Raw genomic sequence first — 23,633 nt, forward strand, 5'->3', positions numbered from 1 at the left:
TTTCAAACTCGCTGCACGGACTGGCTGCCAAATATTCCCTGCGGCCTAAAGGCGAGAACCGCGAGCAGAACAACGAGCGCAACGACATCTTTATAGGTGGACGACAGATAGCCAGCGCCGAAGGCCTCCAGCAGTCCAATCAGGAGTCCCCCGACGAGTGGCCCAGCGGCCCCCGACATGCCTCCGAGCATTGCCGCGGAAAATCCCTTGATCGCCAGCATCGTTCCGGAGTCGTAAGTGGACAGGGTGATAGGTGTCGCCAGCAGGCCTCCGACGACGCCGATGAAGGCGGAGATAGCGAAACAAAGTGCGACGATCAGTGACGGATTGATGCCTACGAGACTTGCCGCCATCGGGTTGGCGGACACGGCAGTGACTCCCTTCCCGAGGACGGTGAGCTTGAGAAACAACCAAAGCACTAGGGACATGATCCCGGTGCCCAGAATAACCAGTACGGCCTGCGACTGCACTGCAACACCCCCGATGTGAAGAACTTCGGGAGAAATGAAGCTCGGAATTCGGACGAAGTCCTTGCCGAGAATTGCCGAAGTGAATCCTCGGAGCAGGACGGAGATGCCGATTGTGATGATCAGTATCTGAACCGGCCCTGCCAAACGCGCCTGCCGGATAGCGAGGAAGTATCCTGAAAGACCGATACCCACCGTCACAATGATGGCAATTGCCCCGGCGGGGACCAAGCCGAATCCAGACGATACCATCAACACGCCAGTGATCATGCCGCCGAGCATGACATATTCGCCCTGAGCAAAATTGAAGATGTCAGACGCGCGATAAACAAGCGTGAAGCCTATGGCGACAAGCGCGTAAATCGATCCGACGGTGATGCCCGACACGAGCAACTGGAAGAAGGTTGTCACCCTATACTCCTTGCGGAGATTCCGGCGGCGCAATGTCCGCCGGTTCTCACCTATGACCTAATATTGCCGAGGATCAGTCTGCCGCGGTCCATTTCCCGTCTTTGACGGTAATCATCCGGAAAGAACTCAGGTCGATGCCAAGGTGATCCGTAGGGGTCATGTTGATGCTGCCGACCGTGCCGAGGAATCCCTTAGTGGCTTCCAAGGCATCGCGCACAGCTTTCTTGTCCTTTGAACCCGCGCGCTTCATCGCATCAGCCAGAAGGAGCAGGCAATCATGAGCATAACCGCCGAACGCATCGGCTTCCTTGCTCGTGGATTTCTCGAAGGCCGTCTTGTAGTCGACGAGAACCTTCTTGAGAGGTTCGCTGTCGGGCAGAGAGTCCGCAATCAAAAGCGTCGGAGCCGGCAACAGGAGTCCCGCCGCATCATTTCCGACCGCCTTCAGATAGCCAGACGTCGCCGCCGCATGGCTCAGATAAAGCTTCTGCGTCATTCCGAGCTGCCGGAAGTTGCGCGTCACGACGGCTGGCCCCTGCCCGATATCCGGATTGAGGACAGCTTGAACATCCGGCAACGCCTTAATACGGTTCAACTGAGGGGTCACATCGCTATCGCGCGGCCCGTAGCTTTCCGAAGCGACAATGGTGATGCCGTGTTCGCCTGCGACACGTTTGCACTGCCGTTCCATAGACTTGGCCAAGCCGACCTGACCGGCGATAATCGCGACCCTAGAGATGCCTCGCTTCTTCATATCCTCATAGATCTTCTGGCACGCCATGAGGTCGGTGTGCGGGGGCTTGAAAACCCACTTGCGAACCGGGTCAATGATTTCGACACCGCCCGAGAACGACACGTATGGTACCTGCGCGTCTTCGAAGACCGGAATCATTGCCAATGAATTGCCGGTGCCGCTGCCTCCGATCACAGCATCAACCTTGTCTTCCTCAACAAGGCGCGTCGCGAAGGTGCGAGATGCGTTGGCGTCGCTGCCGTCGTCGTACAGGACTAGTTTGACGGGTTCGCCGTTGATGCCACCCTTGTCATTGAGCTGCTTCACATACAGCTCGACGGTCTGCTTCTGCGGATCTCCCAAGAAGGATGCAGGCCCCGTCGCCGAAACCACGGCTCCAATCTTGACGTCTGCGAACGCAACATGCGCGTTCAGCAGAAGCGCCAGAAATGAACAAGCGCCGTACTTCGCCACCTTCATTGCATCTCCCCCATTCATGCTTTTCGAGTTGAGGTCTTGTTTGCTGGGACCTAAGGCCTGATATCACGCAGCCTTTGCACGGAAAGGGACCGAAAATGACAATGGGGGAGACAGATTCGATCACGTGGCTGTCACTGACGCTCTAGCTTCGATTGCCTCAGAAGACAGATCATCGTCCAGTGTCGCATGCCGCCGGACACGGCGCTGATATTTCCCCGTTCCCGTTGGGACGCCACGAATAGCTGCGGAACCAAAAGGGTAAACCACGGACAGGGGCAATCAGCACAGGGCTCGCGACGAGCACAATATGACAGGGCCACATATGATGGGCGGCATTCTCCATTGAGGTCTCGCAGATCGAGCAGGTCACAAACATTCCGACGCCGATCGGCGGCGAGAATGTGCCGAGCTCCATGTTCGTCGTCAGATAATTTGAGACCGCTCAGGCATTTCGAGAAGGGAGGATCTGGCTCATCTAGGGTTAAAGTTTAAGCGGCTTGCAATAGATGCTGCAAGCGGCGGTTTGCAATGGTTTCACGTTTGATGCGCGCACGCTCAGTCAGGATGGTTTCGGCTCGGCCGAAGTAAACATCCGCAGGCGTGAGGTTGTCGATGCTCTCATGATAGCGGTGATGGTTGTAGTGTTCGACGAAGCCGCTGAGCTGACGTTCGAGGTCCCTCGGTAAATAGTAATTCTCGAGCAAGATGCGGTTCTTCAAGGTCTGATGCCAGCGCTCGATCTTGCCTTGGGTCTGGGGATGATACGGCGCACCGCGCACATGCTGCATGTCCTTGCCCTTGAGCCAGGTGCCAGATCTTCCGCGACGTAACTTGATCCGTTGTCGCTCAGAAGCCGTGGCCGCTGCTTTATATTGACGTGGTCCAAGCCTGAGGCGGCAAGCGCCTGATCGAGCGTGGCCGTGACGTCGGAGGCGCACATGGTGGGACCAAGCCTCCAGGCCACAATGTAACGAGAGAAGTCGTCGAGCACCGTCGATAGATAGTACCAGCCCCAGCCAGTGATCTTGAGGTAGGTGAAGTCGGTCTGCCAAAGCTGGTTGATCGCCGTGGTCTTGTCCTTGAACTCATTAGCCGCCTTGATCACCACATAGGCGGGGCTGGTGATCAGGTCGTGCGCCTTCAGCAGCCGATAGACCGAAGCCTCGGAGACAAAGTATTTTCTCTCGTCGGTGAAGCGCACCGCCAGCTCTCGCGGCGACAGCTCGGGGTGTTCCAGTGCCAGATCGACGATCTGACCGCGGACATCGTCCGGGATGCGATTCCAGACCCGGTCCGGCTTGGAGCGGTGATCGGCCAGCGCCTCGATGCCACCCTCGCGATAGCGATCGTACCATCTATAAAAGGTGGCTCGCGGGACGCCGAGCTTTTCCAACGTGCGCCTGGCAGGCAGATGCGATTGCTCGACCAGCGCGATTATTTCGGATTTCTCGGATGCTGGATACCTCATGCCTCGTCCTCCCCAGCCCCGTTCATGCTTTTTTTGAGCAGGCGGTTCTCCAGGGTCAGGTCGGCCACCACCTCCTTCAATTCGGAGGCTTCGCGGCGAAGGTCTTTCACCTCACCGGACGTGGCGGAGCGGGCCGTGTCACCCGCCAGGCGGCGTTTGCCGGCCTCCAAAAACTCCTTCGACCAACCGTAATACATCGAGGCGGCAATGCCTTCACGGCGGCACAGCTCGGAGATGTTCTCCTCGCCGCGCAGTCCTTCCAGCACGATACGGATCTTCTCTTCCGCCGAATACTGCCGACGCGTCTGCCGCCGGATATCTTTTAGCACTTGTTCTGCGGGCGCTTTGCCCAGTCCGGATTTCTGCTTCATCTTCGCTCCCTGACGGCTACGATGAACCAGAAGTCCTCCTTTCGTGAAGTCCCTCATTTGGTCTCAGAGGCGATGACGCCGAACACACCGACTGTGGAACGACGTCGCGAGGATTAATGAGATGTTTGACGTGCCAGTCGTCGGTGTACTTGCCGCCGAGCCTTGCGAGGTCGGGGCCAGTTCGCTTCGACCCCCATAGCATCGGATGATGGTACTTTGATTCGACGGCGAGCGAGTAGGGTCCGTAGCGTCCCACTTCGTCGCGCAAGGTGCGGATCATCTGTGAATGACAGGAGTAGCACCCTTCTCTTATGTAGATGTTGCGGCCTGCAAGCTCCAGCGGCGTGTAGACGCGCATGTCTGGTGCATCTTCAACCGTCTGATGAATGGTGAAGAGCGGAGCGATCTCGACGATGCCTCCGATCGAGGCGGCAAAGATGATGCCGATTGCAAGCGTCATGGTCTTTCGCTCGACGCGATAATGCAGCCCGAGAAATCCCATGATCACTCTCCCGACTGCAGAACTGGCGGTGTCGATGGCAGCGGCAACGGCCGATCAGAGGCCTTCGCGTCGGTCGCCTCACCCGACTCGCGGATCGTCATCCAGACGTTGAAAAGACCAGTCATAGCGCCGGCGAGGAAAAACAGACCGCCGATCGCACGAGCGACATAGTACGGCTTCATCGCGGCGACCGTCTCGATAAACGAGTACGAGAGCGTTCCGCTACTGTTGTACGTACGCCACATCAGGCCCTGGATGATGCCGGAATTCCACATTGCGAAGACGTACGTGAAGAGTCCGGCGACAGCGAGCCAGAAGTGCACCTCGATCAGACGCGACGAGTACATGCGCTCCCGCTTCCAGAGCCACGGGACGACGGCATAAATGGACCCGAAAGTGATCATAGCGACCCAACCGAGAGCCCCTGCGTGCACATGGCCCACCGTCCAGTCGGTGTAATGCGACAGCGAGTTCACCGAGCGGATCGCCATAAACGATCCCTCGAACGTTGTGACGCCGTAGAAGACGGCCGCGACCATCATGAAGCGAAGCGTGGCATCGCTTCGCACCTTGTGCCAGGCTCCGTTCAGCGTGAGCAGAGCGTTCGCGGCCGAGCCCCAGGACGGAATCAATAACATCAACGAGAACGTCATTCCGAGGGTCTGCACCCATTGAGGCAGCGCCGTGTAATGCAGGTGATGCGAGCCCACCCACATGTACATGAAGGTGATGCCCCAGAACGAGATGATCGACATCCGATATGAATAGATCGGCCGCCCTGCTCGCACCGGGAGGAAGTAATACATCATGCCGAGGAAGCCAGAGGTGAGGAAGAAGGCGACGGCGTTGTGGCCGTACCACCATTCGGTCATCGCATCCTGCACGCCGGCGAAGGCCGAATAACTCTTGGCGTGGCCGAGCGAGACCGGCATCGTCAGGTTGTTGACAGTGTGCAGGATCGCCACCACCAGGATGAACGCCATGTAGTACCAGTTCGCGACATAGATGTGCGGCTCCTTGCGCCGGGCCAATGTCCGCACATAAATCGCGAAGTACACGATCCAGACAATCACCAACAGGATGTCGGCATACCATTCCGGCTCGGCATATTCTTTCGACTGGGTAATCCCCATCAGGTAGCCGGTGCCGGCAAGGAGGCAAAATAGATTGTAGCCGAACAAAACGAACCACGGGCTGAGTTGATCCGGCACACGCGCGCGGGAGGTCCGCTGCAAGACATAGAGCGAGGTGCCGATCAGCGCATTGCCGCCGAATCCGAAGATGACGCCGCTGGTATGAAGAGGACGGAGGCGACCGAAACTTGACCAGCCCGCATCGAAGGTGAGATCTGGGAAGACCAATTGCCACGCCACCCAATCGCCGACGAAGGCCCAAACCATCGCAAGTACGAGTGCGACCTTCGTCGGATCATCGTAGTAGCGCGCAAGCCGCGCCTCGTCCGGTTCGGGGTCGTAGTAGACATTGATGACCTTGAAGATGCCGGCGATACCCACGAGCATCACGATTGCGCCGTGGGCACTAAGAGGATCGCTGATCCCCATGATAGTCATCGCTAATCCAAAAACCGTCAGCGCCAACAGCAAAATCAACGCAAGGTCGCGTTCCGATCTTGTCAACTGAGCCATCATCTCTGAATTCGTCGCATGACGTCCCCGCCGTTCCCAAGCTCAACTCACTAGACGCCCCCGCCGCCGGCGAAGTTGCTCCAGGTCAATCTCGGCTCGGTTTCGTCAGAAAAAGCCGGCGAAACCAATGGACATCACCTGGTGGCTTACGGCCATAACCGGCCAAGCACGCCGACGGATGTCTGGCGCGATACGACGACCTGATGTCCGATCAGAGACCCGACCGGACCGTGTTTGAAAATGCGATGCTTATGATCGGGGATAGATCGCACCCGACGTTCCGCACCGGCGATCTAGGCCATTTATGCCGCGCAATCGAGCCGTGCATACTATACCGTCGAATAGGTTCGGCGCGATTGATCCGCAGTTTCCGATAGCGGAATGAATCGCGACCCGCCCGGCGACGACCGCCGAGCGAGCCGTACATCGACCTCTCCGAACAAATGGATGCACGTCCGCGATCGGAGATGACCTGATGTTACGCTTGTGACCGCTTCACGTACTTTACCGCGACCTTTTGCATTCCCACGCGCTCATAGAACCGCTGCGCATCGACGTTATTCAAAGCTGTGTCGAGGACGACGGTCGTCCCGCCGGCCGCAACGCACGCCTTGCCGACCGCTTCCATCACCTTCGCTCCAAATCCCTGTCCTCTGACCTGGTCACAACTAACAAGGTCATCGACGTATACATGGTTGCCGAAGACCAAGTTTTCCTGCTGCCTGACGCCAGCAAGTGCGACGATCTCATCGTTACGTCGCAGGACAATGAGCTTGTATCCGTGCGCGCTCTGGCGGATCACCCGATCTACGAAGGCCTTCGGCGATTCGAGATGGGGCCGCAATTGACGCATGAGTGGCCAGCATTCGCCGATCTCGCTGGCCATCTCAGCATATCCAACTGAGAAGTTGTCTTTTGACATCATGCGACCTCCGACATGTCCGGCGTTCGGAGGCTCCACTTACCGGCGATGCTGCTCAATTCAACGCGGGCTTCGGAGATCGCCCGTTGCTTGCGCTCCTCGCCGCTCACCAGTAGCGGCTGCACATTCACGTACGCCGCCTCCTTAAGGCCGATGAACTTAAAAACGGCGCGGATACCGGGTAGCAACCCGTCCATGTCCTCCCAAGCGGCCCCCGGGCTGAAGTCAAGCCCACGCGTCGAGACGACCAACGCCCAGTGTGCGCCCATCTTGCCACTGATCGTGCCGTCAGCCTCCGCGACATGCGTCACGCCGGGCCTTACAACCTGGTCAATAAAGGCCTTGAACGTCGAAGGCATTCCGAAATTGTAAAGCGGAACGCCGAAGAGCAATGCGTCTGCCGACATCATGCGCGCCGCCACTTTATCTCCCTGCTTGAGAGCCTCTCGCATGGCGTCCGTTCGCTGCGGAGGAGGAGTGAACATCGCAGCAGTGAACATTTCCGTGACGTGCGGCAACGGGTCTGTTGCCAAATCCAGGTAGTCGACCTTCAGATCTCTCACATGACGTCGCAACTCTTCGACGAAATATGCCGTGAGGTCGCGGCTGATCGAACCTTGTTTGCGGGCGCTGGAGTCAACATGAAAGAGGCGCATCTGCTTTACCTTCCAGAGAATGTCGTAGATTTTGCGAGCGACGGACCTTCCGTCCATAAAGTCGAACTTGTCGCAGTGCTCCGGCTTCCCACAGTGGATTGAGATGCCGAGGAACTGCGCCCCCTCTTGATATGCGCTAGGCCGCCTGTCCGGCAGAACCAAGGAATGAGCGTTTGACTGTACCAAGCGAGAAGACCGTGATCTCGTTCGAGCTTGATCGATCCAAACCGGTACCGTTAGGTGAGCAGATCAGCAACGCGATCCGGTCGGCAATCCTTAACGAGCGATTGGCGCCCGGAAGCCGCCTGCCTTCTTGGCAAGATCTAGCGACCCAACTCGGCGTATCGCGTGGTACTGTGAAAGGAGCATACGAACGCCTCGTAGATGAGGCTCTTCTCGTCTCGGCAGGGGCTGCCGGCACAAGGGTAGCGGAGGCAGTGCCAAACCGGTCGAAGTCGTCCACCGTCAGGTCCGAAGCACCCTACTCCGGACTGCTCCCCGCCTTCTACAGCACCCCCCTTCCGTTTCAGATGGGCGTGCCAGCGCAGGATGCCTTCCCGGCCAAGATTTGGGCCCGCCACCGGATGCGCGCCGTCCGTGCCGATGCAATGGCGTCGGTCGGGCAGATCGATCCGCGCGGACACCCCGAACTTCGCACGCAGATTGCGAGCTACCTAGCCATCGCGAGGGGTCTTCAGTGTGACCCTGATCAGATCATCCTGACATCCGGCTACCGCAGCGGGCTGGCCATGGTGATCCGAGCTCTTCGATTGCAGGGACGCCCCGTCTGGATCGAAGAACCCGGCTATCCATTCACGAAAAAGGGGCTCGAACTCGACGGCATGAAGCTTGTGCCCGTCCCGGTGGACGGTGAAGGAATCGACGTCGGTGAGGGCATCCGAGCCTGTAAGGACGCCGCACTGGTCGTCGTCACGCCCGGACAGCAAGCGCCGACCGGTGCTGCCCTGTCTCCCGCGCGTCGAGCGGCACTTTTGGGTTGGGCTGCCAAGTCCGGAGCCTGGATCATCGAGGACGATTATCTCAGCGAACTGCAGCTTTCCGGAAGGGCCATGCCGGCGTTGGCCAGCGAGGTCGGAGGCGACCGCGTCATACACATTGGCAGCTTCGGAAAAACGATGAGCCCAGCGCTCGGTCTCGGCTTCGTAGTGGCGCCGCTCGAACTCGTCACTTGTCTTTGGCAGGTCGCGACCTATCTGCAACCCGCGCCAAACACGACAACTCAACTGGACTTTGCCGGATTCATGGCAGACGGCCACTACCTCCGGCATCTCCGACATATGAAAGCACTATATTCGGAGCGCCGCGACGCCTTGCGGGATCGCCTCGGCCAAAAGATCGCGATCGAAGCGATGTCGGGACTGGCCATAAAAATAAAGTTGCCGCATCGCATCGATGATGTCGCATTGGCAAGGTCGGTCCTGCCGCAAGGAATTGCTCCGATGCCATTGTCGCTGTGGTGGAGCGCCCCTGAACGGCGAGAACCGGGCTTTCTACTCGGCGTGACCAATCTCCGCCCCAAGGTCTTAGACAAAGCTTGCACCACGCTCGAAAGGGCTATCGGCTCACTTTGACAGGCTAAGGGAGTTAGCATTGAACACTTTGACTGCGGCGCTCTAGCTGTCGGTTCATAGAGCGTCATGAGCCTGTGACGGCGGCGCCGGACTGATGTCGAAAGACGGCGAATACTTGATAGGCGGGAGCAGCTTTTTGAGCCTGCTGGCGTTAGAAGACGCAGGCGCGAGGTGTTATTTGGACATTCCACGGCTTCATCCTCTCAAAGCCGCGAAGCTGGGTTGCTCGGGCGAACTCAGAGTGCTGTGACCCGCAGCCCCTCCTAAGGTTGCTGCGATCGCGACACGAACCTTCTGAATCGCACGTTCTTCGACCTGACGGACACGTTCTCGGGAGATCCCCAATTCAGCGCTGAGCTCATCCAGAATCAATGGTTCGTCGGTGAGCCATCTCGCCCTGATGATACGTTGCTCTCGCGCGGAAAGTCCGCTCAGCGCCTGTTCGAGGGCTTGTCGACGTCGAGCGCTATCACTCCGCTCTGCATAGACTTCCTCCACATCCATGTCGTCCGCAAGGCGATCCTGCCATTCCAAGCCTTCATCCTCGTCGTCGGAGGACTTGGCGTTTAAAGACATATCGCCTTGGAGACGCCTGTTCATGTCGATGACTTCGGCCTCGGACGCGTCCAGACGCCGCGCGATCCGCGTGACCTGCAATGCTTGCATATCGCCGTCCTCCAACGCGCCAATTTTACTCTTCAGACGACGCAAATTGAAAAAAAGGCGCTTCTGAGAGTTCGAAGCTGCGATCCGGACAACGGACCAAGACCGCAGAATATATTCGTGAATCGTCGCCTTGATCCACCAGGTCGCATAGGTTGCGAGCCGGAATCCGCGATCCGGGTCGAAGCGTTTGACGGCCTGCATCAATCCGATATTGCCCTCCGAAATGACGTCGGAGATCGGCAGCCCGTAGCCGCGATAGCGCATCGCGATCTTTGCGACGAGGCGAAGATGACTCGTCACCAATTGGTATGCAGCGTCTTCGTCGTCCTTCTCACGAAGCCGCCGCGCGTAGGCAACCTCCTGATCCGGCGTAAGCATCGGGAAGCTTTTGATGGCGTTCATATAGCGAGTAAACCCGCTTCCTGCTTCCAGGGCGGGAAGAGCCGTTGTGGCCATTGTCGAACTCCATGGTGGATGCCTGGCACCCGCGCGCCGGGCAACCGGCGCGCGGAGTCGAAAGCTACTTAGGCAGCCTTCGCTTCCAGTTGTTCGACGTTATTGCGCACACCCTGTCCGATCAAGATGTTGCGAGGCTTCATGGCCTCGGGCACTTCGCGCTTCAGGCCGATCCGCAGCAGGCCATTGTCAAAATGAGCGTCCGTGACGGTGACGTGCTCAGCGAGATTGAACTGCCGCTTGAAGCTGCGCGCCGAAATGCCCTTATAAAGCAAGTCGCGCTTTTGCTCGTCTTTGCGGCCTTCCACCGTGAGGACGTTCCGCTCCGCGGTCAACGAAATGTTCTCGGGAGCGTAGCCCGCCAGTGCAATGGAAATGCGATAGCTGTCTTCGCCAAGACGCTCGATATCGTAGGGCGGAGAGCCCTCTTCGTTGGCGCGCTGGGTCGCGTCCAAATGGTCGAACAGGCGATCGAAGCCGATGCTCGAGCGCCAAAGCGGGGCGAAATCATAAGTCCTCATAGCCAAATCCTCCGTTGAGCAAGATGGGTATGAGCAGACGCCGGACACCACCGGCGCCCGCCTTTGCCGGACCCTGAGGCATCCGACAGCCGATATTTAGAAAAAATGGCCCGGCGTTTTCAAGAGGCCTGCACAAAATTTTTTGCCAAGCCCCGCCGGCCGAACCTTCTACCAGCCGATGCAAGATGCCTATCGCCAGCGGTGCGGTCCGGAACGCAGATTTCGTCAAGGCGAAGGAGGCGATCAATCGCGGCGTCGACCAGGCCTACGATAGTCTGGACGGGAAATATGAGTGGGATAGCGGCGACCCGCTTGTCATGGGCGCCTGGAACGTGCCGTCCGCCCTGAAATACGCGTTACGTAAGGGCCAGGTCGCACGGATCGAACTTTTGACCGCCATGCTGCCACTGCACCAACTGCTGCAGTTGGCCAAACCGCTGAGCGTCAAGCGCCCACAGAGGGAGACGCCGTCGACACCGGTCACGCAGCCCGGGTACATGACGTGCCAAGTCTGTGGTCGATCGATCGGCGCCACCACTGGCGTGATCGCGCTCCATGGCTATAGCCGCCCCGGGGATGGATCGCAGACCCAGTCATGCTCGGGCGCCAGCGGCGCGCCCTACGAAGTAAGCCGGGAAAGGCTTCGAACGCTAATCGAATCCTTAGACGCCAACGCACGCGAGATTCGCAAACAAATCTGTGACGCAGCGGCTGACCAGATGCCCATCAATCTGCGCGTGCCGGACCCTTCGCGACCGCGCAGCCGCTACGGCGGGAGCGCGACAAAGGTCGTGACGATGACGCGCGAAGACGCTTCTGATGTTTTGGCCGGCGTGGACTGGGACGGAAGACCACCCATTGCGACATTCGAGCAAGCCATGGCGATCTGGCTAACGGGCCAAGAACATTTGCTACAGGAGATTGCTTGGCGAATTGAGCCGCTTCAACATCGCTTCGACGCATGGAAGAAGACGCACGAATGGGATGTCGAAAAGGACGGCTGGGCGCCGATCGGAGATGCGGCTGCCGTCGATGGTGCGCCCTAATGATCACGACGATCCGACGCCTTGCCGAGGAATTCCGCAGCGCGATCGAGCGCTGCCCTGAGGACCTGTTGCCCATTTCCTTCGCCGACTTTCCCTATGGATCGTGCGGTGACGCAATACTACTGCTGGCGAAACACCTCGAACACCACGGCCACACCGGCTTCGCCTACATCTTGGGAATGCGCGCCGGCCGGTCACATGCCTGGCTGGGTCGCGACGACCTCGTCGTCGATATCACTGGCGATCAATTCGATGATCAGGACCACCCTGTCGTCGTGCACTTTTCTTCGAAGTGGCATCGTTCCTTCGAGCTTCGATCGGAGGATCAGCGCCATCCTGCGGATTTCTGCTTGTACGATCCTGACACCGTTGCGGTGCTCGCGGCAGCTTATGCAGCGATCGCGGCTCTGATACCTCATGTATATGATGACAGAATCCTCTGAAGCGCCGTCGCGCAGCGACAAATCTTGCAGAGGCTGATCGCGTGGAGGCAGCCTGGGATATGGATCACAGGGTTGACGACGTGGCTGGCTCCTCATTTGTGCAAGGATTCGGAGAGCCAACAGAAAACAGGCATGACGCTCAGTCTGAAGGGGACGGAACTCGCAACTTTAGCTTGCTCCGGAAGATGATAAAGGCTGAATTCACGGCGTAAATCAGGAGCCGGTGATGGCGATCGTCCGACGAAACAAGCGCGTGAGAGTTGCAAAAGGCGTGTATCAGATCTTCGCGCGGATGGCTCGATCCGATCCATGACCTACAAGCAAGGGAACCGGACCGAGACCGTGAGCGGCGACGGTCGTATCCAAACGATCAATCTCGGAAACGGCCTGTCGGACGTCTACCGTAGCGGTCGCTATGCGAGACGCGGGGCAAAACGGGAGGAGAACGAACTCGCCGGCGAGATATTGATCTGGATTGCGACTTTGACATTCCGACTACTGGCCTGGGCCGGCCGGGCGCTATGGTCTCTTGTTCAGGAAACCTACCATCGAATACAGGAAGAACGCCTCGAGCAGCGGCAACGTGTTTTCGAGCAGGTAGCCGCGAATAACTCCGCGGTCATCGAATCCGATGGTGCTGTGCACCGAAGCGGTCTCGCCACCACGGGCGCGCCGACCGAATGCGACTTTGATGGAGAGTTGCCTCGGACGCCTGGGAAGACCGAGCATACGAACACAGAGCTCACACGGGAAGCAATCGCCGATGCGATCTGCTCATCGGGCGCCGACGCCGTTCGGGAAATCAGAATGATGGCGGGTGTCGACCACGACAATGAGATCAGGGAAGAAACGCTGTCCGCTTCGATTGCCCGTAAACTGCATGAACGGCTGAAGGCGAATGTCAGGACGGAGGTGTACTACTCCGCGATCGCGTCCATGCTCGAAGTTCGGCTGACCGAGGAACAGAAAGTCGCTATGCAAGGTCTCAGGGCGGACGTCGTTATCTTCGACGGCGATTTTCCTGACGCGAAACCATCCGCTATCGTCGAGATCAAGAAATTCGCCGAGCACCAAAAGCCCGCTCACATCATCGCCGACCTCCATAAAGCTCGGAAGGCTTTCGGCACCGATGAAATACTCATTTGCGTCGGCGTCATGGTCTGCGAAACAAGAAACCAGGGTTTGCGTCAGCGAGAAGACATGCTGAGCGGATCCGATTGGTCGTCCCATTTTTCCGAGCCGGAACTCTCAGTCAATCGTAAGTGGAGATGGTCCTTCGGATGCCTCCAGGCGATTTAGGTTGGGCATTTCGCCTAGGCTCGACGTACGCCCGTGCTCTGGCCAATTCGGCTTCGCTCAAAGGCGGGACAGTCCGCTCGGCTCTAGATCCCGCCGCACGGGGCGGCGCCGGGCCGCGACATGTCCGACCTTCCTAGGCAGAAGCTTTGATCGCGGGATCGGAGGCCGCGATCTTAAAAACGGTCTACTGCTGTAGCGGGCATAGCGAGAGGCATTACCCACACACATCAGATCGGCGCTTGAGCAGGCTCTCAGACAGAACCTCCAGCAGCCAGAAACTTGTCCTGATGCCTCCTGTCGCGGCAGCTTGTAACACGCCATTGAGCGGCCATCCTCCGTTTGCGCACAAAAGTAGCGTTGCTTACGAGATGCGCCCGCTGCACTTAGCAAATGGATTTCACTGGCCACTGCCGAGGCAGGATGTCCTGTCGGCGGCACAGCACCGGATATTGCCGCGGTGCAGATAACTAGGAAAGCAATCGACGTAAGCTTCACGAAATTTTCAAAGCTTCCCCGCCGGGATGGCATAGCAGAGCTACAACAGCAACAGTACAGCTCCGACGTTCCGTCGTTAGCGCCATTCTAGACCGCCTGTTTGACGAGATGCCAGCCCTTCGCGTACGAAGCACTTGGGCGGCCTAAATCGCCACAAACCATACTGATCGGCAGAAAGGTGCTAGGAGCACCCACATCTTTGGGCGTCCCATGCAATCGCCTGCTCCGCTCGATGTACTCGATTGTATAGCGCTGCAACCGGGAGTGCGGCTCATTACGGACGGACCTTATGCCCCTGCCAGTCTTGACTTACGATGACGCGCTGAGAAATGCTGGAGAAAAGCCATCGCTTCTGCTCGGCAACGGCTTTTCCGCCAAGTATTTCAGCTACAGCTCGCTTCTTGAGAAGGCAGGTCTGAAGCCAGACGACCCCGTAAGGGTATTGTTCGATCGCCTTAAGACGGTCGATTTTGAGAGAGCGGTCAAGGCTTTGGAAGGCGCATCGGAGGTCGAACTTGCCTATGACAATAAGGATCGCGCGGCGGAACTACTCTCGGATTCAAAGCGGTTACGTGAAGCGCTAGTCCACGCCATTCGCGAGACCCACCCTGCTCACCGAGAGGACATCGAAAACGTCATACCTAGCTGCATCACCTTTCTATCCGGCTTCGAAAACATTTTTACCTTGAACTACGACCTATTGTTGAATTGGGTCTCGTTATCCGAAGGAGCCAATCTGACTGATGGTTTTGGACTCGGTAAGCAGCGTAACGGCTTTCAAGGACCGTTCCAAGAAGACGCCTACTGCCGCGTGTACAACCTGCATGGCGGGCTTCATCTTTTCCGGAATGAGCCCAACATCGACAAGAGGCTTGCCGGCGATTTAGGAGTGATCGAAGCAATATCTCGGACCATCATAAACGACAGGCGCTTTCCGTTGTACGTAGCGGAAGGCACATCACCTGCGAAGATGAACCGGATCAAGACGAACAAGTATCTAGTCATTGCTACCAAAAACTCAGCGAGAGCGTAGGTTCGTTTTTCATTTTCGGTCATTCAGCAGACCCGAACGATGCGCACATCTACTCAGCGCTATTCGGGTCTAAGGTCAAACATATTTACTTCTGCGTGTATCAGCCCACCGACGAGAAGCTGCGGAAGCTCAGAGGTGAGCTGGCGCGATACAAGGAGCTTAGCGGCTCGGACATCGATTACACATTCGTGGATTCGGAGTCTGCGCATGTGTGGGATCGATCGAAAGGCTGAGGTCTTTTGGACCAATGACTCAAGTCGAATACGCTTCTTAATCACAATTTCTCGCTCGATCGTCCTCTATGGTCGGGTCGGCAAATCGACTTCGCGTCATACAAGCCGGAGACTAAGTTCCTACTGTTTCAATTAGTGCGTTCGTTTGTAACAGCCTCGAGGTCTGCCACTCGCTGCAACGCTCCACGTGACCACCGCTTAAAGTCTTCCGGTTCGCGCTTTGAGTGTTCATACCCTTCGTTCTGATCGGCAAGGTCCCTCAGCAGGGCGATAATCGCTGCAGCCTGAGTGTCGGCGGCATCTGCGCCGACCTCGATATAAGCGGCTAAGGCCCGCAGTCCCTCTATGGCGATCGGGATGCCATCGTTGTTGTGGGACGCGTTTGCGACGTTTCGGAGCTCGGCAAGGGCGTCGCGCCAGCTCGACAGGGCTGCGCGTTGGCGTTCGCTACGAACAGAACGGCGCACAAGCGCGTCAGCAAGCAGATGAAGTTTTTCCGGAGCTTGATCGAGCAGGCGATCAATGAGCGGCATTGCCACCTGGGTGGGCGAGCGCGCGATCGTGCGTGCGTCTGCTGCCACCGTTGTGATCCGGCCTGGCAGAAATCCGCAAGCCTCTCCTATTTCGCGCTGAAGGAGTCTGAGCTCCGCGATATTTATGGGCCACCATCGTCCGAACTCCTGGGCGCGATAAAACGCGATCGCATCAACAACGATTGTGCCAGCATGATTTCGGCGCCGGAACTCCACCAAGCAGAACGAGGCAAACTCTTCCTTTTGTGGCGCTGGATTAAAATCTCGAAAAGGATCGACAAGGACTGCCACCGCTCGGGTGCTCTCCTTTGTCTTTAAGAGATCGATGATGCGCTTGATCTGATCGATCTTGCCGCCATAGCGGCGTAGCCGAGCGCCGTGAATGTAAGGAATGCGGTGCTCTAATTGCGAGCGATCCCGTTGCCACCAATCAACAAGATCGCGGAGCCACTCGTCTCGTTCGGTAGTACCTAGCGTTTCAGGCAGTGGATAACCGACAGGCAATGGGAGTGTGGGACCACCATCATTGGGCAAATCTAGATGGACGATCAATATGCCACGCGAGGCGTCAGAATTCGCAGCGGCACAAGCACGCTCGTAAACCTCATCAACGTCGGATCCTTCGATCACGATCGGCGCGGACGGCACTATTACCACGGGATCGCCGGGTCTGGCTTTTTGCACCCACAATCGCTTTAATATATCTGGAGCCGGCTGCCACTTCGCTCCCGCGCGCGGCAGGGGCAGAGGCCTGATCGTCACTTGTGGAGTATAAGGCGTGCCCTCTACGGTCAGTAGCCGCATGGCATCCTGTTCGCGGCCTTGCTCGAAGGTTGCGCCAGAGATGATGAGGGTCCGCCTAGCTTACTCGCCCTCGTCGTTGTAGATGTGGTCGAAGTAAGCTGCACGCTCGTGTTTATGACCGTGAACGACGATATCAATGCCGCTGTCCCGTAGAAACGCCCGCATCTGCTCTAGGTTGGAGATGTCCGAAAAGGGCTTGAGCTCCTCTCGCAGTGTTGGCGACCGCAGATGGTGGTGCATCGCCGCGATCCGTAGCTGACTGCCCGAGTTCGGAACGGCCGTGTCCGCAACGATCGCTCGAAGGGACTCGAGTTGTCGTTCCGAGATCCGCGCCATATCGTAACGCGCAAGTGACTGAAGTTGGTCACGCAGCTTCGATGCCCGCTCTAAGTCGCCCTTTGCCATTTCATCCGGAATGGCGTTCCAAACATCCCTCAACGGCTCTGGCAGTATCGAGCTCACGTGAGACCAATTGCTCGTGTTGACCGGAAAAATAGCCCAACTCCGGTCTTCAGAGAACAATCGATGCCGATCCATCCTGTCGCGAGGCAAGGGCCACGGGTCGATGCCGTCGAGCCACGGTACGACGCACCCGTTATCGGACCAGACTTTGCAGAATGCTGCGTAACGGTCTTTGCTTCCCGGCGGCGCATCGCGAGGCACGTCGTGATTTCCGGGGGTTGCCACGATGCGCTCGGGCCTCACTCCAGCCGGTCCGAGATGCTTAATCAAGAGCTCGAAGACCACTTCGTGGCCACCAGGCGCGCCTTGGTTTTGTGCGTCCCCCGAGAAGATTACGGCATCCACAGACCGTCCCTCTTCCAAAAGCCTTTCCGCCAGACGGACAAACAACTGCTCCAGCGCCTCCTCACGTCGACCAGGCGCAATGCCCGGTACGATGACCTTGCGGTCGTCCCTCATGAAGGGAACCCCCACTACGGAGACGTGAGCGTCAGTCAGATGAAGAAAAGTCGCACGGTTTGGCATCGACTCAACTATAGCAAGGCTGTTGATCGGTGCACAACTGTGTGCCGTCTCTGCGACGCGGGAGGTGTACACTAACATGGCGACCGCAGTCTCATGAGCCCCGCAAGGAAATCTCGATGTGAATAGCTCGGCCGGCCCCTCCTTATTTCGCCGTCAGGCATCGTTGTTCCAGGACGCCGAGGCGCCTTTGGGGCTCGACGAGTATCAGCAATTTACAACCCGGACGGACCGAAACACGGCGCCTGGCACCGGTGGGCTTGGGTTCGTGCTGCTGGGGCTGTTTGGTGAAGTCGGCGGTCTGCTCAGCGCCTTGAAGAAGAAGCAGCGCGATAAGGACGCGTTTGTTGCATATCACGACGTGGTTCTTGAGGAACTTGGTGATACCCTTTGGTACTTCGCGAACGCCGCATTGCGCGCGGAATTGCCGCTCTCCGTCATCGTGCAACGCACGCCGGCCAAACTCGACGACTGGGATTACCGCGGCCGAACCGGTGCTTTGACCTTCCTCGAATTGCAATCTCCCACCCAGGCCTTGGGCGGAGCGACATTTACCGGTGCTGTCGAGCATCGTTTGCTCGCTTTGGCTGGTAAAGTGGGCCGTCTGTTGGAGGATTGGAGCAGTGGCCGGATTGCTGATAATCGCGATGTGCTTTCAGCGGATCTGGTCGATATTTTCCGCGCCTTACTGGCCGCTGCGGAGGATGCCGAAGTTAGCTTGGACGAGGCCGCGCGTAGAAACATAGCCAAGACTTTCAGCCGATGGCCGGACCTACCCGAATGGGGAGAGCTTTTCGACGCCGGATATCCCGTCGAGGAACAACTTCCCCGGCGCTTCACAATGGTCTTCACCGAGCGGACCGTAGGTGATCGGCCGTATGTGGTGCAGCAGTTGAACGGGGTCAATGTTGGAAGTCGGCTGACCGACAATCGCCTAGAACCGGACGATTATCGCTTCCACGACGTCTTTCACTTGGCCTTCGCAGCGGTTCTGGGCTGGTCTCCAACTTTGCGTGCGCTTTTGCAACTGAAACGTAAGAGCAGGCCGGAAGTCGACGAGAATGAGGACGGGGCTAGGGCCAGCATCGTTGAAGAGGGGATTTCGAATTGGATATTTGGTCACGGGGTGCGCAACAACGATTTTCGCAACGTTGACAACCTCGAATACGGGCTGTTGAAAGCCGTGCACGAGTTAGTTCGAGGCTACGAGGTCGAGCGGCGACCGCTTTGGCAGTGGGAAAGAGCAATTCTTGAGGGTTTCCGAATTTTTCGAGAATTGAGGTATCACCGCGGCGGCGCGGTCACCGTCGATCTCGTCGAACGCACCATTGAATACGAGGCTCCCAAGTGACCAATCATCGCCGCACCGCGCAACGCTTCGTCCGTCGACTTGCGGATAGACAGTTCGATGACGTCTTTAACCCATATTCAGATGCGTGCGGTGATCACGACGAGGCGGATGCCCCCTCCATCCGGCGCCGCAACCTCGCATTAGTGCTCGAAGCCGCTCTGACATCTGGAGTAGAATCCTTCTGGATAGCGCGTGACCTCGGCTACCGAGGTGGAAGGAGGACAGGGCTCGCTTTGACCGACGAAGTTCACCTGCCCGCACATGGAGGCTTGTACGGAAATCTCCCGTTGGCCCGTGCAACCCGCGGTCCCATCGTGGCGGAAAGAACGGCGACCACTATCTGGCAGGTGCTACGTAGCCTCGATAAACCAGTCTTTCTCTGGAATGTCTTTCCATTTCATCCTCACGAAGCCGGTGACGCTATGTCAAACAGATGCCACACTCGAGCTGAGCGTCGGGCATGTCGTCCGCTCTTGGTGTGGCTACTTGAGACATTGCAGCCTAAGACGTTGGTTGCCATTGGGCGCGACGCTCAGATAGCTTTGGACGATCTCGACATCGTCTCACAGAAGGTCCGACATCCGAGTTATGGTGGACAGGCGGAGTTCATTGCCGGAATGGAGGCGCACTACGGTATCAGTGCAGCGCCGCGCGTGGCGCAGGGCTCTTTTTTTTAGAATGCTTGGCGCCAACCGAAGACAACAGTGCTGATCCCGAACAGTTTTATCAAGCGGCGATGGACGCATCAACCGCCAGAAGCTCTCCGCAGCGGGCGTGCAGCGCCTTTAATTCGTCGCGACTTCCGCCTGCAGTATCAACTTCGGCGTGGGTCGAGAGTACTGACAGCGGTCCGACGCAGACGCCCGCCTCATCTGCAACGAAGGCCATCAGACGTCCCAGTCCTATGAGATTTCCTAGCAATTTTTCCGTGTAGTAGTGATTTCGGTAGATTGCCGACAAGAGAAGCCGATGGTCTTTGTCGAGTTTGAAGCTCAAAAAACTGAGACATTGGCCGCCCCGTGGAGAGCCTTTGGCGTCCTTCAGCGGGTTATAGATTGGAAGCTCGTAGATGTTCCGATAGGTCGAGTCTTTGGCGACATTCCTCTTCATCTTGGCAACCATGTCCTCAAGCAAATTAACCGGCCCGTCCTCGCTGGGAAACGCGATCATGCGCTCGAAATAACGCCCCCAATCTTTGGAAGACCTCTTCAGCCGCGGGAAAACCTGCCGCATGTAAACGTCGTAGAAGTCGGGTGCGCCGTGCCGATCGTAAGTAGCCTGCGGAAAGATTGTGTTTGCCACTGTCCGGACCAGGAAACCGGTTGCGCTGTGCTTTCCCAGATACGCATCGACTTGTCCCACGACCGCGCCCGCAGACGACGATAGAGACGTTGGGTCGAGCACATCAACCACGACGTGATGGCCTTCGTGCTTGGGAAGCGCGTGGACAACGCGCGACGCCTGCAGCCAAGCAGAAGCACAATCAGGCTGCGAGATTCTGGGCGGAAACATCAGCTACCTCCGTGAGTACGGCCAAGCGGAAAATGCGCGGCGCGAGATATGGCCTGGGAAGCCAAGCGTGCCCCTGGAGGCCCCAATCCGGACCCCAGCTATTGCGTATCAATATCGCCTCCTGACCTTGGATAGTACCGTATCCCACGGCGACGACGGCATGGCGTCTGACCGGATCCTCACCGCCTACGCCGCTTACCACGCCAATGGCGTCCGGGAGGTAAAATGCGTCCGAGATCGTCATCATCACGACGGGCGTCTCTCCAACCCGGAGTCGGCGAACGACCTCGTCAAAGTCCTGAAGTCCTGCTTCGCCATGCCGCCGAAACAATTGTTGGACATCAGGCGGTCCGTATTCTTCGAGGGGCTCTGGAAGCCGGTCCAGATAGGGCCAGTCGATTTCAAGCGGTTGTCCATCATGCCGAAGAGCCTGCAACATGGCCGGCAACGTTGCTCCGTCCGACGGCGGTCGGCCTGCCCGGCGCTGGGCGTGATAGAAGACGAACTCGCAAGACAATGGACGAATTGTGTCGAGTAGAGCCGCGTGCGCGTCGCTCAATGCAAAGGCCAGGCAGGTCGGTCGCGCACCCTGGTCGCGGGCAGGTCCGAATTTGCCGCGCAAATCGATGTCCACTTCGATATCGTTCACGCGACCTTCGCCTCCAGATCGAGACGGTGCTGCTTCCTCTGATCGTGATACCATCCCTGGCGCTCTGCGCCAGAAAGGTCGTATTGAACGGAGAAGGTGTTCAGCGGGACGGTCGGTTGCCAGGGACGAGCTTCTGCCAGTCGCAGTTCGCCGGCACAGCGGTCTTTCGCAACGGTCGTAATCAATCGCGTACTCGGACCGCCGACTGTATCCGCCCCGATCGATTCTCGATGATCTGCCACCACCGTGAGCGCTTTGCCGTCGATTGCATCAATCCGCCACAGATAACCCGACCCACTGTGCTCGGTGAGCTTCACTACAAAAAGATCATTGGGGCCTGCGTTGAGGCGGTTGTCCGCGTCATGCGTCGTAACTAGCCAGACGTCTGTTTGTCGAAAATTCTCCGGCTTATAACCGCTGAGGAGATGTTGCTTCACCGACTTGAGTTCGACATCAGCCAGTGAACGCGCAGTTCCACGATCGAAAACACCGTATTGGTGCATGGTCCATACGGCGGCTTCGTAGCTGATGCCTACTCGCAGCGCGAGCTGATAGGCGTTGACCGGATCGGCGAGATCCTCGTCCGTCCAACCTTGACGGTCGCAATGCCAGTCCAGCAGCCATCGCGGCAACAGAAAGGCCGCAGCAAAAGCCTCCGCTTCAGCTTCCTGCAGTTCCTGCTGTGACGATGGACGACGCGCCGACCGGCGCAGTATATTTTCGTTATCCAGACTGGGGGAGTGTCCAAGATGGTGATGACCGAGTTCGTGCGCAGCGGTGTAGCGTTGTTGGCTTGAAGGTCGCTGCGTCGTCACCAAGATTCCCGGCGATGGATCGCGATAATACGCCCCGAGCAAGCCATCCAGCCGGGTAAACATCAGCGGAATGCCAAGTCGCGCGATTGTGCCGTAGACATCAACCCGGCCATTACCGTGAACCGTCTGCGCGGGGATCGAAAGGTCCCTATGCAGCCGCGCCGCCTCAAGCGAGGCCTTGCGAAGCGAGCTCTCGTAGCTGGCCATGGATCAATCTCCGCCGTCCGACCGCGTCTTGAGAAACTCGGCGAAGCGAGCGAGCTCATCGCGATCTTTCGTCGACAGCTTGGCGGCCGCGCGGGCCAAATGGGCGACGTCTGCAGGAAGTGAAGCGGTGGCCTCATCCTCTCCGGTGAAATACCCTACCGGTCGTCTATAAAGTTCAGCGAGGCGTTTCAACTCGATGGCCTCAACCTTCCGCTGGCCATTTTCCATATTTGTGACTGCAGTGCGTGTTACAGTCAGAAAAGTAGCGGCCTCGTCCTGCGAGTAACCAACGTACTCGCGGGCCTGGCGCAGACGCTCTCCCAATCTAAGCCGCTCTGCTTCGTCGCTCATTTTTTCTTTCCAGCGTGGTGGTCATTCCACTTCTTTTCGACCCGGCCTGTGACGTGCGCAACTGCAGCGTCGATCGAGTCGTAGCCTCCGGCTTTGACCACGCTTTCCGTAACCTTGAACGGAAGGACATCGTCCAGCACCTGCAAAGTCTCAACGACAAGCTGGGAATCGATTTCAATGGGCCTAACAACAACACTTGCGTCATCTGACGGAAGCGCCAAACCCTTGCGACGGTATGTGCTTCGAACCGCTCTCAAAAGTTCATCGCGCATCAGGCTGGCCACACCTGCGGCGGGATACGCGATACCGACCTTTATAGACGACTGACTGGTAGAGGTATCTGTCATTTTGATCTCCCTTCCCGGCTCGACATATAGCACACAATGTCCGAAAATCAAACATCTTTCGTCCGATTAAGAAGGAAGTCGTTCTGATCATTGGGATTGGCATCGACATGCACGAGGTCGAACGGACCGCGGGAGCGATCCAACGTCGCGGCATTGGATACTTGGAGCGCCTCTTCACGGCGAACGAGATTGCCGCCGGTGTCACCCGCAGCGACCCTAATGGATTTTTCGGCCATCGGTTTGCAGCGAAGGAAGCCTGTGCAAAAGCCTTGGGGACTGGGATCACCGGTCAAGTGAGATGGCATGACATAGAGATCGGCACAGGAGCGCTGGGCGCTCCCAATGTGACGATTTCGGGAGGCGCACTTCGACGCGCCCGCCGGCTCGCCCCGAAAGGCGCACAAATCTGCGCCCACCTTTCGCTCTCGACCAGTGGCGGCATCTGCATCGCTTTTGTGGTCCTTGAGGCCCGGCTTTAGATTAGTTTGACGATGGTGCAACGGGGGCGGCGCCAGTCGGCTGCAATCCGCTAACCAGCATTTCGCCGAAACTGGGACTGGCGGCACACGTGCAGAGCGCATCTAATTGCTCTGTCCGGCGACCTGAACCTGTGCTACATACTTGTGCTACACAGGCCTCA

General features: G+C 57.8%; 23 protein-coding genes and 2 pseudogenes. 8 read left to right on the forward strand and 17 right to left on the reverse strand.

Translation table 11 applies throughout. From position 1 onward, the window contains the following. Window positions 1-2: 2 nt before the first annotated feature. The 8 genes and pseudogenes from AC1RQ5_RS26790 to AC1RQ5_RS26825 all read right to left on the reverse strand — a co-directional run bounded on the left by AC1RQ5_RS26790 (window position 3) and on the right by AC1RQ5_RS26825 (window position 7,818). Window positions 3-878, reverse strand: a complete 876-nt coding sequence (locus tag AC1RQ5_RS26790; RefSeq protein WP_493203049.1) for a branched-chain amino acid ABC transporter permease — start codon at window positions 876-878, stop codon at window positions 3-5. A 73-nt stretch (window positions 879-951) separates the two neighbouring features. Beyond that, window positions 952-2,091 carry an ABC transporter substrate-binding protein gene (locus AC1RQ5_RS26795; protein WP_493203051.1) on the reverse strand — a complete coding sequence of 380 codons (1,140 nt, stop codon included), beginning with the start codon at window positions 2,089-2,091 and terminating at the stop codon, window positions 952-954. 169 nt (window positions 2,092-2,260) lie between these two features. Next, window positions 2,261-2,518, reverse strand: a complete 258-nt coding sequence (locus AC1RQ5_RS26800; protein WP_493203585.1) for a TRAP transporter large permease subunit — start codon at window positions 2,516-2,518, stop codon at window positions 2,261-2,263. Between the two features lie 61 nt (window positions 2,519-2,579). Continuing rightward, window positions 2,580-3,930: pseudogene (locus tag AC1RQ5_RS26805) on the reverse strand (IS3 family transposase). 76 nt (window positions 3,931-4,006) lie between these two features. Beyond that, window positions 4,007-4,432 (reverse strand): annotated as a pseudogene (gene ccoO, locus AC1RQ5_RS26810) (cytochrome-c oxidase, cbb3-type subunit II); the annotation flags it as partial. A 2-nt stretch (window positions 4,433-4,434) separates the two neighbouring features. Next, window positions 4,435-6,081, reverse strand: a complete 1,647-nt coding sequence (gene ccoN, locus AC1RQ5_RS26815) for a cytochrome-c oxidase, cbb3-type subunit I (protein ID WP_493203052.1) — start codon at window positions 6,079-6,081, stop codon at window positions 4,435-4,437. 475 nt (window positions 6,082-6,556) lie between these two features. Beyond that, window positions 6,557-7,000 carry a GNAT family N-acetyltransferase gene (locus AC1RQ5_RS26820; protein WP_493203054.1) on the reverse strand — a complete coding sequence of 148 codons (444 nt, stop codon included), beginning with the start codon at window positions 6,998-7,000 and terminating at the stop codon, window positions 6,557-6,559. Next, window positions 7,000-7,818, reverse strand: coding sequence for an FMN-dependent NADH-azoreductase (locus AC1RQ5_RS26825; protein ID WP_493203056.1), 819 nt, complete (start codon window positions 7,816-7,818; stop codon window positions 7,000-7,002). Before AC1RQ5_RS26825 ends, AC1RQ5_RS26820 begins: the two co-directional genes overlap by 1 nt. Window positions 7,819-7,853: 35 nt before the next feature. Here AC1RQ5_RS26825 and pdxR point away from each other — a divergent pair, with 35 nt between their 5' ends. Then, window positions 7,854-9,248 (forward strand): MocR-like pyridoxine biosynthesis transcription factor PdxR, encoded by a 1,395-nt coding sequence (pdxR, locus tag AC1RQ5_RS26830; protein ID WP_493203058.1) that lies wholly within the window; start codon window positions 7,854-7,856, stop codon window positions 9,246-9,248. 195 nt (window positions 9,249-9,443) lie between these two features. On the opposite strand, the gene rpoH is transcribed toward pdxR, so the two are convergent. Together rpoH and AC1RQ5_RS26840 are read right to left on the reverse strand one after the other, a co-directional pair. Continuing rightward, window positions 9,444-10,370 (reverse strand): RNA polymerase sigma factor RpoH, encoded by a 927-nt coding sequence (gene rpoH, locus AC1RQ5_RS26835; protein WP_493203060.1) that lies wholly within the window; start codon window positions 10,368-10,370, stop codon window positions 9,444-9,446. A gap of 68 nt (window positions 10,371-10,438) precedes the next feature. Next, window positions 10,439-10,891, reverse strand: a complete 453-nt coding sequence (locus tag AC1RQ5_RS26840) for an Hsp20 family protein (protein WP_493203587.1) — start codon at window positions 10,889-10,891, stop codon at window positions 10,439-10,441. A gap of 185 nt (window positions 10,892-11,076) precedes the next feature. Here AC1RQ5_RS26840 and AC1RQ5_RS26845 point away from each other — a divergent pair, with 185 nt between their 5' ends. The 4 genes from AC1RQ5_RS26845 (at window position 11,077) to AC1RQ5_RS26860 (ending at window position 15,207) form a co-directional block, all read left to right on the forward strand. Then, entirely contained in the window at window positions 11,077-11,937 is an 861-nt protein-coding gene (locus AC1RQ5_RS26845; RefSeq protein WP_493203062.1) for a hypothetical protein, read from the forward strand. Further along, entirely contained in the window at window positions 11,937-12,380 is a 444-nt protein-coding gene (locus AC1RQ5_RS26850) for a hypothetical protein (protein WP_493203064.1), read from the forward strand. The genes AC1RQ5_RS26845 and AC1RQ5_RS26850 overlap by 1 nt, the downstream gene beginning before the upstream one ends. A 309-nt stretch (window positions 12,381-12,689) precedes the next feature. Beyond that, window positions 12,690-13,679, forward strand: a complete 990-nt coding sequence (locus tag AC1RQ5_RS26855) for a hypothetical protein (protein WP_493203066.1) — start codon at window positions 12,690-12,692, stop codon at window positions 13,677-13,679. A gap of 784 nt (window positions 13,680-14,463) precedes the next feature. After that, on the forward strand, window positions 14,464-15,207 hold the full coding sequence (locus AC1RQ5_RS26860; protein ID WP_493203068.1) for a DUF4917 family protein: 744 nt from the start codon (window positions 14,464-14,466) through the stop codon (window positions 15,205-15,207). Between the two features lie 361 nt (window positions 15,208-15,568). On the opposite strand, the gene AC1RQ5_RS26865 is transcribed toward AC1RQ5_RS26860, so the two are convergent. Then, the gene (locus AC1RQ5_RS26865; RefSeq protein WP_493203070.1) at window positions 15,569-16,657 is read right to left on the reverse strand and encodes a thymidylate synthase family protein; all 1,089 of its coding nucleotides are present in this window, start codon (window positions 16,655-16,657) and stop codon (window positions 15,569-15,571) included. A 180-nt stretch (window positions 16,658-16,837) separates the two neighbouring features. Next, window positions 16,838-17,842 carry a metallophosphoesterase family protein gene (locus AC1RQ5_RS26870; RefSeq protein ID WP_493203072.1) on the reverse strand — a complete coding sequence of 335 codons (1,005 nt, stop codon included), beginning with the start codon at window positions 17,840-17,842 and terminating at the stop codon, window positions 16,838-16,840. 40 nt (window positions 17,843-17,882) lie between these two features. On the opposite strand from AC1RQ5_RS26870, the gene AC1RQ5_RS26875 reads away from it, so the two are divergent. Further along, window positions 17,883-19,112 carry a pyrophosphatase gene (locus tag AC1RQ5_RS26875; protein ID WP_493203074.1) on the forward strand — a complete coding sequence of 410 codons (1,230 nt, stop codon included), beginning with the start codon at window positions 17,883-17,885 and terminating at the stop codon, window positions 19,110-19,112. Window positions 19,113-19,459: 347 nt separating this feature from the next. Continuing rightward, complete coding sequence (locus AC1RQ5_RS26880) at window positions 19,460-19,789, forward strand: uracil-DNA glycosylase (protein ID WP_493203588.1); 330 nt, start codon at window positions 19,460-19,462, stop codon at window positions 19,787-19,789. A gap of 49 nt (window positions 19,790-19,838) precedes the next feature. Here AC1RQ5_RS26880 and AC1RQ5_RS26885 read toward each other — a convergent pair whose 3' ends face one another. The 5 genes from AC1RQ5_RS26885 to AC1RQ5_RS26905 are packed head-to-tail and all read right to left on the reverse strand — an operon-like array spanning window position 19,839 to window position 22,993. Then, window positions 19,839-20,624 (reverse strand): thymidylate synthase family protein, encoded by a 786-nt coding sequence (locus AC1RQ5_RS26885; protein WP_493203076.1) that lies wholly within the window; start codon window positions 20,622-20,624, stop codon window positions 19,839-19,841. Beyond that, window positions 20,596-21,273, reverse strand: coding sequence for a C1 family peptidase (locus AC1RQ5_RS26890; RefSeq protein WP_493203078.1), 678 nt, complete (start codon window positions 21,271-21,273; stop codon window positions 20,596-20,598). Before AC1RQ5_RS26890 ends, AC1RQ5_RS26885 begins: the two co-directional genes overlap by 29 nt. Further along, complete coding sequence (locus tag AC1RQ5_RS26895; RefSeq protein ID WP_493203080.1) at window positions 21,270-22,295, reverse strand: protease inhibitor I42 family protein; 1,026 nt, start codon at window positions 22,293-22,295, stop codon at window positions 21,270-21,272. The genes AC1RQ5_RS26890 and AC1RQ5_RS26895 overlap by 4 nt, the downstream gene beginning before the upstream one ends. Before the next feature lie 3 nt (window positions 22,296-22,298). Next, window positions 22,299-22,646: a helix-turn-helix domain-containing protein gene (locus AC1RQ5_RS26900; RefSeq protein ID WP_493203081.1), complete on the reverse strand. Its 348-nt coding sequence runs from the start codon at window positions 22,644-22,646 to the stop codon at window positions 22,299-22,301. Beyond that, window positions 22,643-22,993, reverse strand: coding sequence for a hypothetical protein (locus tag AC1RQ5_RS26905; protein ID WP_493203083.1), 351 nt, complete (start codon window positions 22,991-22,993; stop codon window positions 22,643-22,645). Before AC1RQ5_RS26905 ends, AC1RQ5_RS26900 begins: the two co-directional genes overlap by 4 nt. A gap of 107 nt (window positions 22,994-23,100) precedes the next feature. Between AC1RQ5_RS26905 and acpS the strand changes: the two genes are divergently transcribed. Continuing rightward, window positions 23,101-23,472 (forward strand): holo-ACP synthase, encoded by a 372-nt coding sequence (gene acpS / locus AC1RQ5_RS26910; protein WP_493203085.1) that lies wholly within the window; start codon window positions 23,101-23,103, stop codon window positions 23,470-23,472. Window positions 23,473-23,633 lie beyond the last annotated feature (161 nt).

The organism is Tardiphaga sp. GW821-FHT12E02 (genome assembly GCF_058807155.1).

Excerpts from the sequence above, each read along its gene's own strand:
- AC1RQ5_RS26795 (WP_493203051.1), bottom strand. The coding sequence starts at position 2,091 with ATGAAGGTGGCGAAGTACGGCGCTTGTTCATTTCTGGCGCTTCTGCTG.
- ccoN (WP_493203052.1), bottom strand. The coding sequence starts at position 6,081 with ATGATGGCTCAGTTGACAAGATCGGAACGCGACCTTGCGTTGATTTTG.
- AC1RQ5_RS26820 (WP_493203054.1), bottom strand. The coding sequence starts at position 7,000 with ATGTCAAAAGACAACTTCTCAGTTGGATATGCTGAGATGGCCAGCGAG.
- rpoH (WP_493203060.1), bottom strand. The coding sequence starts at position 10,370 with ATGGCCACAACGGCTCTTCCCGCCCTGGAAGCAGGAAGCGGGTTTACT.
- AC1RQ5_RS26840 (WP_493203587.1), bottom strand. The coding sequence starts at position 10,891 with ATGAGGACTTATGATTTCGCCCCGCTTTGGCGCTCGAGCATCGGCTTC.
- AC1RQ5_RS26845 (WP_493203062.1), top strand. The coding sequence starts at position 11,077 with ATGCCTATCGCCAGCGGTGCGGTCCGGAACGCAGATTTCGTCAAGGCG.
- AC1RQ5_RS26850 (WP_493203064.1), top strand. The coding sequence starts at position 11,937 with ATGATCACGACGATCCGACGCCTTGCCGAGGAATTCCGCAGCGCGATC.
- AC1RQ5_RS26855 (WP_493203066.1), top strand. The coding sequence starts at position 12,690 with ATGACCTACAAGCAAGGGAACCGGACCGAGACCGTGAGCGGCGACGGT.
- AC1RQ5_RS26860 (WP_493203068.1), top strand. The coding sequence starts at position 14,464 with ATGCCCCTGCCAGTCTTGACTTACGATGACGCGCTGAGAAATGCTGGA.
- AC1RQ5_RS26870 (WP_493203072.1), bottom strand. The coding sequence starts at position 17,842 with ATGTTAGTGTACACCTCCCGCGTCGCAGAGACGGCACACAGTTGTGCA.
- AC1RQ5_RS26885 (WP_493203076.1), bottom strand. The coding sequence starts at position 20,624 with ATGTTTCCGCCCAGAATCTCGCAGCCTGATTGTGCTTCTGCTTGGCTG.
- AC1RQ5_RS26895 (WP_493203080.1), bottom strand. The coding sequence starts at position 22,295 with ATGGCCAGCTACGAGAGCTCGCTTCGCAAGGCCTCGCTTGAGGCGGCG.
- AC1RQ5_RS26900 (WP_493203081.1), bottom strand. The coding sequence starts at position 22,646 with ATGAGCGACGAAGCAGAGCGGCTTAGATTGGGAGAGCGTCTGCGCCAG.
- AC1RQ5_RS26905 (WP_493203083.1), bottom strand. The coding sequence starts at position 22,993 with ATGACAGATACCTCTACCAGTCAGTCGTCTATAAAGGTCGGTATCGCG.
- acpS (WP_493203085.1), top strand. The coding sequence starts at position 23,101 with ATGCACGAGGTCGAACGGACCGCGGGAGCGATCCAACGTCGCGGCATT.